The 14,959-nt window shown below is 63.0% G+C and carries 17 protein-coding genes; 6 read left to right on the top strand and 11 right to left on the bottom strand.

All coding sequences use genetic code 11. The features are described 5' to 3' along the window. The first annotated feature begins 405 nt into the window (after window positions 1-405). From P6U28_RS11940 to P6U28_RS11925, 4 genes are all read left to right on the top strand, one after another. Entirely contained in the window at window positions 406-4,176 is a 3,771-nt protein-coding gene (locus tag P6U28_RS11940) for a vitamin B12-dependent ribonucleotide reductase (protein WP_407122316.1), read from the top strand. Between the two features lie 114 nt (window positions 4,177-4,290). After that, window positions 4,291-4,932: a hypothetical protein gene (locus tag P6U28_RS11935; RefSeq protein ID WP_407122314.1), complete on the top strand. Its 642-nt coding sequence runs from the start codon at window positions 4,291-4,293 to the stop codon at window positions 4,930-4,932. A gap of 235 nt (window positions 4,933-5,167) precedes the next feature. Further along, on the top strand, window positions 5,168-5,683 hold the full coding sequence (locus P6U28_RS11930; RefSeq protein ID WP_407123059.1) for a ParB N-terminal domain-containing protein: 516 nt from the start codon (window positions 5,168-5,170) through the stop codon (window positions 5,681-5,683). Window positions 5,684-5,792: 109 nt separating this feature from the next. Continuing rightward, window positions 5,793-6,437, top strand: a complete 645-nt coding sequence (locus tag P6U28_RS11925) for a phasin family protein (protein ID WP_407122313.1) — start codon at window positions 5,793-5,795, stop codon at window positions 6,435-6,437. 165 nt (window positions 6,438-6,602) lie between these two features. Here the strand turns inward: P6U28_RS11925 and P6U28_RS11920 are convergent, their stop codons facing one another. From P6U28_RS11920 to P6U28_RS11910, 3 genes are read right to left on the bottom strand one after another with little or no spacing between them, the layout of a single operon-like run. Continuing rightward, window positions 6,603-7,061 carry a hypothetical protein gene (locus P6U28_RS11920; protein WP_407122312.1) on the bottom strand — a complete coding sequence of 153 codons (459 nt, stop codon included), beginning with the start codon at window positions 7,059-7,061 and terminating at the stop codon, window positions 6,603-6,605. After that, window positions 7,058-7,354 (bottom strand): cytosolic protein, encoded by a 297-nt coding sequence (locus tag P6U28_RS11915; RefSeq protein WP_122403456.1) that lies wholly within the window; start codon window positions 7,352-7,354, stop codon window positions 7,058-7,060. Before P6U28_RS11915 ends, P6U28_RS11920 begins: the two co-directional genes overlap by 4 nt. An 18-nt stretch (window positions 7,355-7,372) precedes the next feature. Further along, complete coding sequence (locus tag P6U28_RS11910; protein ID WP_244607659.1) at window positions 7,373-7,585, bottom strand: hypothetical protein; 213 nt, start codon at window positions 7,583-7,585, stop codon at window positions 7,373-7,375. A 312-nt stretch (window positions 7,586-7,897) separates the two neighbouring features. Between P6U28_RS11910 and P6U28_RS11905 the strand changes: the two genes are divergently transcribed. Beyond that, complete coding sequence (locus P6U28_RS11905) at window positions 7,898-8,956, top strand: hypothetical protein (protein WP_407122311.1); 1,059 nt, start codon at window positions 7,898-7,900, stop codon at window positions 8,954-8,956. A 103-nt stretch (window positions 8,957-9,059) separates the two neighbouring features. Here the strand turns inward: P6U28_RS11905 and P6U28_RS11900 are convergent, their stop codons facing one another. The 7 genes from P6U28_RS11900 to P6U28_RS11870 form a co-directional block, all read right to left on the bottom strand. Further along, on the bottom strand, window positions 9,060-10,100 hold the full coding sequence (locus P6U28_RS11900) for an acyl-CoA desaturase (RefSeq protein WP_407122310.1): 1,041 nt from the start codon (window positions 10,098-10,100) through the stop codon (window positions 9,060-9,062). A gap of 385 nt (window positions 10,101-10,485) precedes the next feature. Continuing rightward, complete coding sequence (locus tag P6U28_RS11895) at window positions 10,486-10,992, bottom strand: hypothetical protein (protein ID WP_129142868.1); 507 nt, start codon at window positions 10,990-10,992, stop codon at window positions 10,486-10,488. Window positions 10,993-11,375: 383 nt separating this feature from the next. Next, entirely contained in the window at window positions 11,376-11,654 is a 279-nt protein-coding gene (locus P6U28_RS11890) for a hypothetical protein (RefSeq protein WP_122403461.1), read from the bottom strand. Window positions 11,655-11,909: 255 nt separating this feature from the next. Continuing rightward, the gene (locus P6U28_RS11885) at window positions 11,910-12,446 is read right to left on the bottom strand and encodes a helix-turn-helix domain-containing protein (RefSeq protein ID WP_407122309.1); all 537 of its coding nucleotides are present in this window, start codon (window positions 12,444-12,446) and stop codon (window positions 11,910-11,912) included. A 237-nt stretch (window positions 12,447-12,683) separates the two neighbouring features. Then, entirely contained in the window at window positions 12,684-13,298 is a 615-nt protein-coding gene (locus P6U28_RS11880; protein ID WP_407122308.1) for a cell envelope biogenesis protein TolA, read from the bottom strand. Between the two features lie 46 nt (window positions 13,299-13,344). Then, window positions 13,345-13,749 carry a VOC family protein gene (locus P6U28_RS11875; protein ID WP_407122307.1) on the bottom strand — a complete coding sequence of 135 codons (405 nt, stop codon included), beginning with the start codon at window positions 13,747-13,749 and terminating at the stop codon, window positions 13,345-13,347. A 145-nt stretch (window positions 13,750-13,894) separates the two neighbouring features. Further along, window positions 13,895-14,149, bottom strand: coding sequence for a hypothetical protein (locus P6U28_RS11870; protein ID WP_407122305.1), 255 nt, complete (start codon window positions 14,147-14,149; stop codon window positions 13,895-13,897). Here P6U28_RS11870 and P6U28_RS11865 point away from each other — a divergent pair. Next, on the top strand, window positions 14,148-14,498 hold the full coding sequence (locus P6U28_RS11865; protein ID WP_122403464.1) for a zinc ribbon domain-containing protein YjdM: 351 nt from the start codon (window positions 14,148-14,150) through the stop codon (window positions 14,496-14,498). The two genes, P6U28_RS11870 and P6U28_RS11865, sit on opposite strands and share 2 nt — an antisense overlap. Window positions 14,499-14,693: 195 nt before the next feature. Here the strand turns inward: P6U28_RS11865 and P6U28_RS11860 are convergent, their stop codons facing one another. After that, window positions 14,694-14,948, bottom strand: a complete 255-nt coding sequence (locus P6U28_RS11860; protein ID WP_407122303.1) for a hypothetical protein — start codon at window positions 14,946-14,948, stop codon at window positions 14,694-14,696. Between the last annotated feature and the right edge of the window lie 11 nt (window positions 14,949-14,959).

Raw genomic sequence — 14,959 nt, 5'->3', positions numbered from 1 at the left:
CGAGTGAGTTTGCGTCCCGCCGGCACTCCCCCAAAGGGTCTCGCAAATCGGCACTCCGCCAGCCAGCCAAAGGCTGCGGAATGAGGGCTTGTCTGCCCTCGAAAGGCGGACTCTTCGGGCGCCAGAACGGGCCGGCAACAGGTTCGGATGGCATCGGTAGACGTTGTGACAGTGGGGCGTTGAACGCATGTCGCGCACATCCCCTTGGGGGCGGATGGGTGTGGACGTGCCGGCGGGATGATCGATGCAACGCATCGAGATCGCGTCGGGAAAAACAGGGCCGGATCCACCGGCTGAACTGCGGTGCCCAAGGCCGAATGGCCCGAAGGAGCCGCGAAATGAAATGTCGACCCGGCACGCCCTCAACGAGGGGCGGGGCCGGTCAAAATAGGACGGGGCAAGACGATGCGGATTGAGCGGCGCCACACCACGGCAGGACAGTCACCTTATGCGGGAATCGAATTCCGCCTGACCACGTCGGAGATTCGCAATCCCGACGGCTCGGTCGTGTTCAAGCTCGACAATGTCGAGGTGCCCTCCGAGTGGTCGCAGGTCGCCTCCGACGTGCTGGCCCAGAAGTATTTTCGCAAAGCCGGCGTTGCCGCGCGCCTGAAGAAGGTCGAGGAGGAATCCGTCCCCTCTTTCCTGTGGCGCTCCGTGCCCGACACCGACGCCCTCGCCGCGCTGCCCGAGAAAGAGCGCTATGTCAGCGAGCTCAGCGCAAAGCAGGTGTTCGACCGCCTCGCCGGCTGCTGGACCTATTGGGGCTGGAAGGGCGGCTACTTCAGCTCGGACGAAGACGCGCAGGCCTTCTATGACGAGCTCCGCTACATGCTCGCCATGCAGATGGTGGCGCCGAACTCGCCGCAATGGTTCAACACCGGCCTGCACTGGGCCTATGGCATCGACGGCCCCGGCCAGGGCCACTATTACGTCGACCCATTCACCGGCAAGCTGACCAAGTCCAAGTCGGCCTACGAGCATCCGCAGCCGCACGCCTGCTTCATCCAGGGCGTCGGTGACGACCTCGTCAACGAAGGCGGCATCATGGACCTCTGGGTCCGCGAGGCGCGCCTGTTCAAATACGGCTCCGGCACCGGCTCCAACTTCTCGCGCCTGCGCGGCGAAGGCGAAAAGCTCTCCGGCGGCGGCCGCTCGTCCGGCCTGATGAGCTTCCTCAAGATCGGCGACCGCGCTGCGGGCGCGATCAAGTCGGGCGGCACCACGCGCCGCGCCGCCAAGATGGTCGTCGTCGACGTCGATCACCCCGATATCGAGACCTATATCGACTGGAAGGTGAAGGAGGAGCAGAAGGTCGCCGCCCTCGTCACCGGATCCAAGATCAACCAGAAGCACTTGAAAGCCGTGCTGAAGGCCTGCGTGAACTGCGAAGGCTCGGGCGACGATTGCTTCGATCCCGAGAAGAACCCTGCCCTGCGCCGCGAGATCAAGCTCGCCCGCCGCAGCCTCGTGCCCGACAACTACATCAAGCGCGTCATCCAGTTCGCCAAGCAGGGCTACAAGGACATCCAGTTCGACACCTACGACACCGACTGGGATAGTGAAGCCTATCTCACCGTCTCCGGCCAGAACTCCAACAACTCGGTCTCGCTGAAGGACGACTTCCTGCGCGCGGTCGAGACCGACGGCGACTGGAATCTGACGGCTCGCACCTCCAAGAAGGTGACGAAAACGCTGAAGGCGCGCGACCTCTGGGAGAAGATCGGCTACGCCGCCTGGGCCTCGGCCGATCCGGGCCTGCACTTCAACACCACGATGAACGACTGGCACACCTGCAAGGCGTCCGGCGACATCCGCGCGTCCAACCCGTGCTCGGAATACATGTTCCTGGACGACACGGCCTGCAACCTCGCCTCCGCGAACCTGCTGACGTTCTACAACACCACGACCAAGCGCTTCGACGTCGAGGGCTATGAGCACCTGTGCCGGCTCTGGACCATCGTGCTCGAAATCTCCGTGATGATGGCGCAGTTCCCGTCGAAGGCGATCGCCGAGCTCTCCTACGAGTTCCGCACGCTCGGCCTCGGCTACGCCAATATCGGCGGCCTGCTGATGACCATGGGCCTGCCCTATGACTCTAAGGAAGGCCGCGCGCTCTGCGGCGCGCTGACCGCGGTCATGACAGGCATCACCTACAAGACCTCGGCCGAGATCGCGGCCGAGCTCGGCACCTTCCCCGGCTACAAGAAGAACGCGGCGCACATGCTGCGCGTGATCCGCAACCACCGCCGCGCCGCGCATGGCCAGGCGAGCGGCTATGAAGCGCTCAGCGTCAACCCGGTGCCGCTCGACGTCGTCTCCTGCCCGCAGGCCGACCTCGTCAGCCATGCGCAGGCGGCCTGGGACGCGGCGCTCGAGCTCGGCGAGAAGCACGGCTATCGCAACGCCCAGACAACGGTGATCGCGCCCACCGGCACGATCGGCCTCGTCATGGATTGCGACACCACCGGCATCGAGCCCGACTTCGCGCTGGTGAAATTCAAGAAGCTCGCCGGCGGCGGCTACTTCAAGATCATCAACCGCGCGGTCCCCGCTGCGCTGCGCGCGCTCGGCTATCGCGAGAGCGAGATCGCGGAGATCGAGGCCTATGCCGTCGGCCATGGCTCGCTGGCGAATGCCCCCGGCATCAACGTCACCACGCTGAAGGCCAAGGGTTTTACCGATGAGGCGATCGCCAAGGTCGAGAAGGCCCTGCCGACCGCTTTCGACATCAAGTTCGCCTTCAACAAGTGGACCTTTGGCGAAGACTTCATCCGCGACCAGCTCGGCATCGGCGCCGAGGCGATCGCAGCCCCCGGCTTCGACCTGCTCCAGGCCGTCGGCTTCACCAAGCGCGAGATCGAAGCCGCCAACGTCCACATCTGCGGCGCGATGACGGTGGAAGGTGCTCCGCACCTCAAGGCCGAACATTATGCCGTGTTCGACTGCGCCAATCCCTGCGGCAAGATCGGCAAGCGCTATCTGTCGGTCGAGAGCCACATCCGCATGATGGCGGCGGCGCAGCCCTTCATCTCAGGCGCGATCTCCAAGACCATCAACATGCCGAACGACGCCACGGTGGAGGACTGCAAGTCCGCCTACATGCTGTCGTGGAAGCTCGCGCTGAAGGCCAACGCCCTCTATCGCGACGGCTCAAAACTCTCGCAGCCGCTCAACTCGCAGCTCATCAGCGATGATGAGGACGAGGACGATGCGGTCGAGCAGCTCTTCGAGAAGCCCATGGCCGCGCGCGCGACCCAGGTCTCGGAGAAGATCGTCGAGAAGCTGGTCGAGCGCATCGTCGTGATGCGCGAGCGCGAGAAGATGCCTGACCGACGCAAGGGCTACACCCAAAAGGCGGTCGTCGGCGGCCACAAGGTATACTTGCGCACCGGCGAGTATGACGATGGCCGTCTCGGTGAGATCTTCATCGACATGCACAAGGAAGGTGCGGCGCTGCGCTCCTTCATCAACAACTTCGCCATCGCGGTGTCGCTCGGCCTGCAATACGGCGTGCCGCTGGACGAATATGTCGACGCCTTCACCTTCACCCGCTTCGAGCCGGCGGGCCCCGTGCAGGGCAACGACAGCATCAAGTACGCGACCTCGATCCTCGACTACGTCTTCCGCGAGCTCGCGGTGAGCTATCTCTCTCGTTTCGACCTCGCCCACGTCGATCCCAACGAGACGGGTTTTGACGCACTCGGCAAGGGCGTCGAGGAAGGCAAGGAGCCGGACGAGGACGGCGGCCACCACGCGACCAAGCTGGTGTCGCGCGGCCTCACCCGCTCGCGCACGGACAACCTCGTCGTGATGCGCGGCGGCTCGGCCGCAGTCTCGCAAGGCAACGACAGCGCCCCCGCCGGCGGCAGCAAGGTCACTGCGCTCGCCGCGCACGGCACGTCGGCCCGCGCCGGCGACGCCATCGAAGGCGCCGTCGCCCTGAAGCAGGAAGTCCAGCACGATCTGTCTCCGACGGAGAAGCTCGAGCAGCTGCAGTGGAGCAAGGCCGGCACCGCCGCCACCGCCGCCCCCACCAAGGCCGAGCGTCGCGCCGAAGCCAAGGCCAAGGGCTATGAAGGCGAGATGTGCTCGGAGTGCGGCAACTTCACGCTGGTGCGGAATGGGACGTGTATGAAGTGCGATACGTGTGGCAGCACGACGGGGTGTAGCTAAACGCTTCTCGCATTAAGCGAGCGAGCACTACGGGCGGTGGTGCGACTCGCACCGCCCGTAGACTGAAAGGAACAAAAAGAGCACGGTCGGCATTCTTGTAACGAGTTAGTTCAAATGCCTAATGTAAAGAATTCGATTTCAGGTCCGCGTCGCCCCAACAGAGTACGTCCTCAAGTCCAAGCGCAGCATGTCGACTACGCCCTACACACGTTGGGGTGGGCCTCATTTCAGGATCTATGCGCGTCAATCTTTGAAGTAGTCTTCGATCGCGCCGTATCTGTCTACTCTAAGACGCATGATGGGGGCCGCGACGGCTCCTTTAAGGGTTTAGTCAGCCGCCCTCAAAGTAGCAGGAACAGTTGCGATTCCACGCTCCAAACAAAACATGTCAGCCGAGTCGACGCGTCGCTCACCTTAGCTGGCCTGACGCCAGAGCTGAAAAAAATAAAGAGGTTAGTCAAGCAAGGGCGGGCGACCGGCCACGTTTTAATGACGAATGCGGTCATCACAGCTACCGAAGCCGAGAAAATCGAGCGCGCTATTATTAAGGAAGGTGTGCAGGAAGCATGCGTCTTGGGACGCGACTGGATAAACAAGAAAATACACGAGCATCCCAAAATTCGCGCAACAGTTCCACGTCTATATGGCTTAGCTGGGCCGTACTATGACATGTTCAAGTGCAATTCTTGTGGAGAGGAGCTTGAAGTAAACAAAGGCGATCCTCCACAAAACTACGCCGGCTACGAAGACGCATAGGTTGGCGGCTCGTAGGACTTCCCGGCCAGAGGCAAGGACGAACTACGGTGATAGCCCATAGGTGGGTGTAGCGGAGAGCGATACCCGTCAATTTCAGCTACACAACGATGGGTTTCGCAAGAGCTCAACCCATTCTACCAGCGGAGTTTGCCTTTGCGGCCGCCCCCTTCCCTCCTAAACTCCCAACCTCATCGGCATGGGTTCCGACGGGCCCGGTAGAAGCGGAGTAGAAGTCATGCCCAAACCGGAAAGCTTCCCGATCGAGAAGATCTTCGTTCCCACGAAGCAGAAGAAAGCTGTCAAGCCCGAGATCGTCGGGGAGATCGCCGAAAGTATTCTGGAGATCGGACAACAGGCCCCGATTTCCGTTCGGCTCGACGGAGACCGCCTCGTTCTGGTCGAGGGACTGCATCGGTTAGAGGCCTGCAAGGCGCTCGGCGAGACGACCATTATCGGCGTTCTGGTCCCGCCCGAGCTCACTCAACACAAGCCCCTGCTGTCGGAACGACCCGAAGTCGAGGCAGAGCGCATCAAGATGGCGCGATTGAAACAGTTGCGCTTGGAAAAGGAAGCCGCAGAGGCATCGACGGCTGCCTTGAGGGGCGCTGGCGCAACGGAAGCGCAGCGCACCCGTCCGACGAAAGGCGTGCGCGACAATCCGAAGGCATCACCCGGCCGGACTGCGAAATCGACACCGAAAACATTGTCGGACTGGATCACGCAGCAAAAGAGCAGCGGGGGCCGCTACTGATCGTCGGCGCCAGAATTTCGGTGCCAGCGCGCGACGGCAATCCCGCAGCTTTCTGGATCAGCGGCTTTTTGGCCGGATGCATCAAAATGCAGCGGCAAAATCTCACCACATGGCCGCCACGCAAGCGACAGCCCACAATCGCGATTTCAGCGCAAACGCGGCGGAGGCTCGCGGCTTCATCGATATTCAGGAGCCATTTGCAATGTTGAGTGCGGCGGACAACAAGCCAACGGGAAAATCCGGCCGGCGCGGCGGGAAGAAGAAGGCCGGACAACGGACCGGGGCCGGCGGGCAACGCGCAACTGCGGCGCATCAATTGCCGGATGCCTCGGCGGAGACCAGGCAAGAGACAGAACAAGAGCCGAGCCGACAGATCAGTGCGGAGGTACCTTCGGCTGCAGCCTTGCCGGACGAGACTTCCGGGATGGAGATCGCTGCAAGCCCGCCCGTCGCACCGGTCGAACCGTTCCAGGCCAGCACGCAGGCGATCGCCGACGCCTATAGCGGCTACATCAAGACGTCGCTTGAGCGAGCCTGGAACTTCCTGGGAAAGCTCGCGATGGCGCGTTCACCCCTCGAGGCGTTTGAGCTTCAGATGGAGTACGCGAAACAGGCGTGCGAGTCGTTTGTCGCCGAATCCCAGAAGATCGCCGAGTTGCATGAACAATTGACCAGACAAAGGGTCATGCATTTCGAGGGGTTCGTGGCCAGGCTCACCCAGACCACGCTCGAAATCCGCGCGATGCGTCACTAACGGCAGCTGCGCATTGCGGGTCCGGAAGCCCCTGGGATGAGCAGTATCCTTGCGAAACCCATCACTCGTTGATGGGCTTCGCTCCGCTCGACATCCTACCTGCTCCGTCCGGCCGGCCGTTATGTCCAGTCAGTGCATGGACTTAACTCAAGGACCGCCTGGAGTTCAATACCCTGACTTCGAGCCGGTGGTCGGCCTCGTGCTCGCGCCGGTGGTCTGACCTGGAGCGTAGCTCGACGCGCCGGGACTGGTGCTCTTCGAGGCCCTCACGTGGCGCATCGCGTGATGCTTCTTCTTATGCCCGGGAGCGTAGCTGGAAGCGCCCGGCTCGCCCTTCTGGGAACCCATTTGCTGCATCTCCTGACCTGGCGCCTTGCTCGATACACCCTGAGCAAACACGGCTGGCGCTGCAGCCATGACAACGGCAGCAGCGAGCGCGATGATCCTTGCCTTCATGTTGTCCTCCTCTGACAAGCCCCCCAAGAAAACGGAATGAGCCAGCGCCCGTTCCCCTCGGCGAACGTTCATGGCGAGAACAGCGCTGCTCAACTGGTCCTTTCGCCGCCGCAACGCAATGAATGGGCTTTTTCGAAACAGCTCATGCCGCAAGGCAAAACCGATCACGACTGTTCGATCAGCATCGGTGAGCCGAGCTCCTCGAAGCGAAAGAGCTGAAACACCCGCTGGCCATTGAAGTCGAGCACTCTCAAATCATCGGTCTCGTGCAGGTTGCTTTCAACCGCCTGAAAGTGCCCACCGTAGCGCTCCCTGGCGAGCGACAAGGGAACCTCGAACGCGACAAACTTGCCGATACCTTTTTGCCTGAGCACCCCAAGAAGTTTCAGGTCGTTCAGGGACTCATGCGAGGTGAGAACAAGCAGCGGACCGCTCGCCGTAAGCAGCAAAAGCGATTTCATCGGATCCTCCTTTGCACCCTACCTGATCTTCGCCAGGCACTCCTTCAGGCGCTCCAGCTCCGTACGAACCTGTGCCTCCATGGCGTCTTGCAATGCGAGGATGCCCCTGCTGGACAATTCTGCAGAGGCCTTTCTGTCCAGATTCTGCTTCCAATCCCGGATGCCTTGCTTCGTGGCCCGTTGGGCCTCCGACGTCGTCTTGGCGTATTCCTTCATGCAGGCGTCGGCCATTGAGCATGTCTGGCACTCCTGGGCGGCGGCCGGACTTGAAAGGAGCAGGGCGAGTATCGCCGTAGGGATCCTCATTGCGATTCCTCCCGCGACAGCATAGCACGTCGCAGGGATGCCTGGGGAAGCAGCCCCCGGCTGTTTCAGCGCCGGAAGATTCAAAGCGATCGCGCGACAGCGCGATGTCGCGCATCGTGTGCCGGGCCCGCCATAATTTCTCCTTTGCGCACGCGTTGTGTCTGATAGCGGCGAGACCTATCCTTCCAGCGATCGGACTGCCTCCCATTGACCCCCGACCGGATGGAGAGCGCATCGATGCCTGACACGAACGACCATAAACCTGATACCGGCAAGACCGATGACGCCAAGCCTGATACCGCCAAGACTGATAACGCCAAGCCTGATACCGCCAAGCCTGACACCGCCAAGCCGGATGCGGCGCGCGGCGACGGTGGGCTGGCGCGGGCCTACGACCGGATCAAGAGCGCAGAAGAAGAGCTTGCGCGGTTGGACCGGCTGGTTTCCGGAATGGAACGCAACAGCGAAGCTCCGCGGGCCTCGCACGCAAGCGCCGCCGCGACGGCAGCCGCCACTTCCGGAAACAAGGCGGCGGCGGCTGATGCCAAGCCTCTAAACACCAAGCCTCTAAACACCAAGCCTCGCGATCAGGGCCTGAAGGGAGACAGGGCCATGATGCGCGCTTTGGCTATTCTCGTGCTGGCGATTGGCCTGCTCGGTGCCGCCGTCGCTTCGCAATACGGCGACGAGGCCATATCGATCGGCAAGTCGATCATGGCGCACTGGGCTCCGCCGGCCGCGAGCAGCTCGCCGCAAGCGTCCGCGGCGGAAAGCCCGGCGCAGCCGGCGACGGTGCTGCTGGCGGCTGCGGATGAGCCGAGTCCGGTGCCTGCGCTCCCGGGGCCCAAGGACACGGAAAGCGCTCCGAAGTCTGCCGCCACGGTGGCCGAGCCGTCATCGTCCGAGCTCGCGCAATCGCTCAAGGCCATCACGAGCGAGCTTGCGAACATCACCGGCAAACTCGAGCAGCTGAAGAGCCGCGGCGAACAGGCCCTGCGCGACCAGGCCGACACCATCGAGCAGCTCAAGGCCGCACAGGCGAAGGATGCGGCGGACAATGCGCGCCTCGCCGCCCAGGTCCAGGCGCTGCAAACGCAACTGAGTGCGTCATCGGCGTCATCCGCCTCTGCAGGCGCCAAGCCCGTCGTGCGCAGCGTCGTGAGCAACGATGCGGCTGCGCGCGCCCGGGCGCACGTACCAGACGCCGCGCCACGGCGGCCCAGGCCGCCGCCGCGAGGCCCCTGGATGCCGCCGCCCTATATGGCCGACCCTTATTACGGCGATCCGGATTGGTGAGCCCGCAAGGCGCCGGCTTGCTTCTCGCACGCGCGATCGGGTTTGACGCCTGACGAGCTGCGGCTTCGGCTCGCCCTCGATGGACGGCGTTAGTCGCGCAAGTCTACCGTCCAGCCGAGCGAAGGTCTTCTGCGACGCCGTCAAATGCGTTCTGCACGGCGACAGCCTCCGCCCCACCCTGCTCCGCATCCGACGTTTGCTGACGCTTGCCGACGCCAAAAATATCCTGCACCAGCCCGAGCTTCCCCAGCCCCAGAATAATCAAGCCATTAATATCGACCTCGTACCACGCATGCGACAGATACGCATCCCGCGGAAACCGGTGATGGTTGTTGTGCAGCCCTTCGCCGAACGTCAGCAGCGTCGTCACCAGCTCGTTTGTCGTGCCGTCGTTGGTCTCGAAGCGGCGGTAGCCGTAGCGGCCGTCGCTGTGGCAGACCGAGTTCACCAGTGAGGTGGCCATGGTCATGAGGTAGCTGCGGAACAGGCCGGAGAACAGGATGCAGCCGATCATCGTGTGCACGCCGCCAAAGGCGTAGCCGATGGCGGGGGGAATGATCAGCGCCGACAGCGCGTACCAGTACCAGCGCGTCCTGGTGAAGAACATCGCGATCGGATCGGCCAGGATGTCCTTGGCGTAATAGGTAGCATCTGTGGTCTCGCGGTCCCACACCCAGCCGCCCTGCGCATGCGACATGCCCTTGGCGAAGCTGGTGTAGGGGTTGCCGGCGCCGTCGTAATAGGGGCTGTGGACGTCGCCGGGCCTGTCGGAGTGAAGATGGTGCCGCCGGTGGTTGCTCACCCATTTCAGGATCGAGCCCTGCACCGCCATGGTCGCGAGCGCGGCGAAGATCGTCCGCATCACCGGACCGCAGCGAAAGCTGCGGTGCACGAAGTAGCGATGCATGAAGCCGATCCCGATCGTGGACAGCACGAAGGTGCCGGCGAAGACGGAAAGCTCCACCCGGCCGATGCCTTGCCAGAAGGCCCAGACCAGCGCCGCGACCGAACCGCCGATCATGATGGCGAAGGAGATGTAGGAATCGCGAAACTTGGCGTCGACCACCGGGCCTTCGGTGAGCACGCCCGGGGGCATTTTCCGCTCCGAAAGCTGCTCGGACGCCACGCTCTCAACCACGGTCATTTCAGCCGATCCATTCCCGCAAAATGCACTCTTCTGCGGTGCAGCGTACAGCCGAGGGTTGTTTTGAGCAAGGACCGGGGCGACGACCGCGGAGCTGCGGCCTTGAGGGCGTAACCCACCTCTTTCGTGTCTCGGGTGATAAACAATGATGGGTTACGCTGGCGGACTTGGCGCAGCCGCGAGCTAACCCACCTACTGACCCGATGTATCTCGACCGCAATGCCACCGGCGTTCGCGCCTGCGCCGGCGACAGCGGCTTGCCGCGGATGACCGCGGTTAGCAAACGAGCGTAGATCCTATGGGTGACGGTGGTCAGAGGTAAGTTGAGTTGACGACCACCAACTCACCCGTAGGATCTACGAACGAGCTACGCTCTATGTCCGCCTCACGGCATCTCGCTCATCGTCACCTTGGCGGCGATCCCGGTCAGCTCGGGCTCTTGCGGCACAAGCTCCTCATCGGAGGATGGGCCGAAAGAGACCTCAGTCATTCTGCGCTTGACCTGTTCGCAGGTCTTGCGCACGTCCTCGGTGAACAGCGCGCATTCTTCGATGCGCTTGAAGATCTTCCGTCCCTCTTCACGATACCCCGCCGCCGTTTCTCGCATGAAGGCGATCGCATCATGAACCTGGGCCGTCAGCGCCTCGCATTTTTGCGCGGCGTCGATCAACTCGGTGCCCATGGCCTCGATCTCTTTTGCAGCGGACTCATAGTCGCGAATGACCGCCTCTGCACTGAGTGCGCCGACGCGCGACACACCCGCTGTGTGCTCGACGTAATCAGGTAGAGCAATTGAAGTAATAGGGCTTCCCGAACGGACCGACGCAATGTCCGCCTCGAGTTGGACCAAGTTCACACCGTCCCGTCTGCGCAATTGTTCGACACTTGCCATCACTGATCCTCTCAATACGCGCCCAGAACCCCAAGCAGCATTGGGTTTATTACGGGGATAAGTGTCGTTCTACTCCGATGTATTGTTGACAGTCGCAGCTTTGCCATTTTTTCCCAATCGCGGACGGCACACGCAGAGATAATGGCTTATCGGAGTTCAACTTCCCCGTGTCACGTTTGGTGAAGACGGTAATTACGCAAGAACTCGGCCTCTAAATCAGTCCGTATGAATGGTTGAGCGAGCCTGGCCCGGATCGAAGCGTGGCAAATCGAGGGCTGTGCCGCACGCGCAGGGCCTCTATCGGCGCTTTGCGCCGACAGCAAGCTACTCGGTTTGACGTGTGGCGTCGGTCGATCACCACATGCCGCAGCCGTGAAGGTTACTCACCACCAATACGGCCACCGCCATCCCTCATAGCGAACGTACGACGGCACTAGCGGCGGACCATAGGGATCGACCCGGTCGTCTTCGGGGCGATAACGATATCGTGGAACAATATTGTAATCCCACGGCGTCGGCCGGAGCACCGGCGCCGTGACGATCAGCCGCTGCTGCGGCTCACGAACGACGACAGCCTTCCGCGTCCGGGCTTCAGCGCCTGATATTCCAAGGCTGCCCAGCACCAGCGCCGTTCCGATCGCACACGCGATGGTCTTATTCATGCGTTGGTCTCCTTCGCCAAGAGAGTGCAACAGGGGTGCAAAGCAAGGCAAGCGAATTCGCGCTGGATATCGCATGAATGCCCGTTGTCGGCCTTCGCACCCTCTCCAACGTCATTGCGAGGAGCTCGCGACAAAATCGCGTAGCAATTTTGCGCTGATGCGACGAAGCAATCCAGACTGTCGCGGCGGAAAGCACACTGGATTGCTTCGCCTTGCTCGCAATGACGGAGAGTCTGACAGCGAGCGTGCGAGGACTCACGCCGCGCCGACGTCTTCAGGCGCCGCGCCGGCCACGAGCCCGTCGAGACCGACCATCAACAAATCCGCGATGTGCATCAGCTTGTAGAGCGGAATGTCCGCCTCGCCCTGCTCGGCTTGCGCCAGGAAGCCGGGCGTGACGCCGATGTGCTCGGCGAGCTGCGCCTCGGTGTAGCCGCGGGTCTCGCGCGCTGCCTTGACGCGCGCGCCGATGCCGAGCCGGTGCCGGGCCTGCTCCTCCACCGTCATCATCACCGCCTGCTCGTCCGCGCTCGCATAACCGTCCGCGAACGCGCTGCCGATCAGCCGGGCCTTGCGCCAGGCGACGCGGCAGTCCTTGCGCAGGCCGCTTGAGAAGATCAGCGTGAACTGCTCGGCGACCCAGAGCGACGAGTTGAGCTCCAGGCGCGCGCCGGTGCCGGAGACATCGCGGATCGTGCAGGGCACGCTGACCGTGCTGCCGCTGCCGTTGTCGAACTCGACGATGCCGGTCCTCAGCGTGTGGTGCCTGATTGCGGCGCGATGATCGCTCATGACAGCTCCCGTGGACTTGCGGCGGCGTAAGAACACATCCGACGCATAATCGGGGCGAGGATACCGCAGAATTTTGGCCTAACCGCTAAGCTTCCAATCGACAGCGAAAGCCATGGTAAAGGAATTGCTTCCGCGCGACCTTATCGGCGAAGAGCGCGTAGCCCGAATGCAGCGAAAGCGAAATCCGGGACCGGCGTTTGCGTCGTTGCACGATCGCCCCGGATTGCGCTGCGCTGGTCACTCGCGCGCGCGGCGCAGGGCCTCTTCCAATTTCCTTCTCTGCTTGTCCCATCTTCCCTGCTCGGCCTCGGCGCGCTCGTCGAGCGCGGCGCGCTCGGATTCGATCTTCTCCGCCCGCGCTGCGTGCTCCCGCCTTGCCTCGTCGAGCGCGGCCTCGGCTGCGGCGACGGCCTGCTGCCGCCGCGCGCGCTCCCTGGCGCGGGCGGCCTCCTCCTTGCGACGCTCGGCCTCGCGCCGCCGCTCCTCCTTCTCGAATGCCGCCGCGGCCTTGCGCGCGGCCTGATCGTCGATCTTGCGGGATGTTTTCTTTGCGGTCTTGGCCGGACGCTTGGACCTGCGTCTGGGCTTGCCCTCGCCCTCGCCGAGATCGGCCGGCAGCTCCGCGCTCTCGGTGAACGGGCCGTCAGAGCCGACCGGGCGCCTGAGCACGACCCCCGGCTTCGCCATCGTCGCCGCGACGATGTCGGGGTCGTCGGTCTCCTTGGCGACGCCCTGATGGAACAGATTGGAGCTGGCGCCCCAGGCCTGAAGCGCCGCCTTCATCGAGGGTGCGGCGATCGCCTGATCGTAGAAGCCGAGCGAGGTCTGGTAGGTCTTCAGTTTCTTTGGCATGTCGCTCCGATTGTAGCTTGCTGTCCGCCAGCGATCGTAGCCCGAATTACGAATCCCCAAGCAATGCGTCATATCCCTGTGCGCTGAACGCCAGCAGACAGAATCCATGCCCGAACGGATCGGCCAGCATCGCGATCCGCCCATAGGGCGTATCGCGCGGGGGCACCTCCAGGATCGCACCCGCGCCGAGCGCACGCGCGAGGGCAGCGTCGACATCGTCGACGACGACGTCGATATGAACGGGCGTCCAGTGCCGCTCGTAGCGGCGGCGGTCGCCGCCGGCGCCGATTGTGCCGGCCTGCTTGGTCAAGAGATAGACCGGCGCCGGCCAGCCGAGCAGCTCGACGAAATCGGCGCCGAAGCGGCGGCCGACCGTCAGGCCGAAGGCTTCGGTGTAGAACGTCGTGGCTTTGCCTACGTCCGGGACATCGATGTTGAGGAGGAAGCTCATTGGCGGGCTCGTCGCAAGTTGCGAAGCGAGCGTAGCCCGTATGGAGCGTCAGCGTAATCCGGGTTGGTGCCGCACCTCCGGGCCCGAATTACGCTGACGCTACATTCGGGTGACGCGCAAAGCTCCTCGCCAACGGACGAGCGCCTCATGGCATCATGCCACTGTTTTGCCCGACCGGAGCAAACGTTAATTCGGTATCGCCGAAATCGACAACCATTCGATTCTGTGGGCGATCATCCACGGCATCCTGGGTTGGCTGTACGTGATCTTCGTCGCGCTGTTTCGGTGACATCGCACCGGCAGGCGAGGCCGGCCCGCGCCGTTCGCAGCTTTTCCTTGCTTTCCCGGTCCCGGCCTCTACGGTCGCGCCGCGAACGAACCGCGAGACGAGACCATTCATGTCCGACACGATGAAATGCCCGGCCTGCAACTCCGAGCACGCCTACCAGGACCGCGGTCTCTGGGTCTGCCCGGAATGCGGCCATGAATGGAGCGGCGAGGCGGAAGCGGCCGCAGACACGGCGCAGGATGCGGGCGTGCGCGATGCCAACGGCAATGTGCTCGCCGACGGTGACAGCGTCATCGTGATCAAGGATCTCAAGATCAAGGGCTCGTCCTCGGTCGTCAAAGGAGGCACCAAGGTGCGCAACATCCGCCTGCAGGATGCCAGCGACGGCCACAACATCGCCTGCAAGATCGACGGCATCGGTGCGATGAATCTGAAATCGGAGTTCGTGAGGAAGGCGTAGCTCGCGCTGGCGCGTCCCCGCTACGACGCCCGCTTCTCACGGCGGCGGGTGCGCGCCGAAGGCTTGGCACGCTGCCGAAGATCGTTCAGAAAAATTCCCCGCGCGGCGCGCGGGCGACGTGGAAATGGAAGAACCAAAGTGAAGCAGTGGATTCCGCCTCTCCGCGGAACCCACCTGCCTTTTTGCGATATCAGCTTAGCGGGCCGCGCCCCTGGTGACATCGGCGGTCTTCACCTTGCGCGGGCTCAGCACCTTCGCCTGATGGACCGAGACGACCGTGCTGGGCGCCGCGACCTTCTGCTCGACATGCGCAGCACCGAGCACGCGCACCTGCAGCGGGGAGACCGGGAAGCCGTTGGCCTCATAGGTCGGCAGCTCGGCGGCGACGGCGGCCGTTCCGCCCGCGATCGTCAGGATGGCGGCGGCGATCGACAAAATCTTCTTGTTCATTGATGGTGCTC

The organism is Bradyrhizobium sp. STM 3561 (assembly GCF_045571455.1).
Taxonomy (GTDB): domain Bacteria; phylum Pseudomonadota; class Alphaproteobacteria; order Rhizobiales; family Xanthobacteraceae; genus Bradyrhizobium; species Bradyrhizobium vignae.
This window is presented reverse-complemented; position numbering and strand designations above follow the sequence as displayed.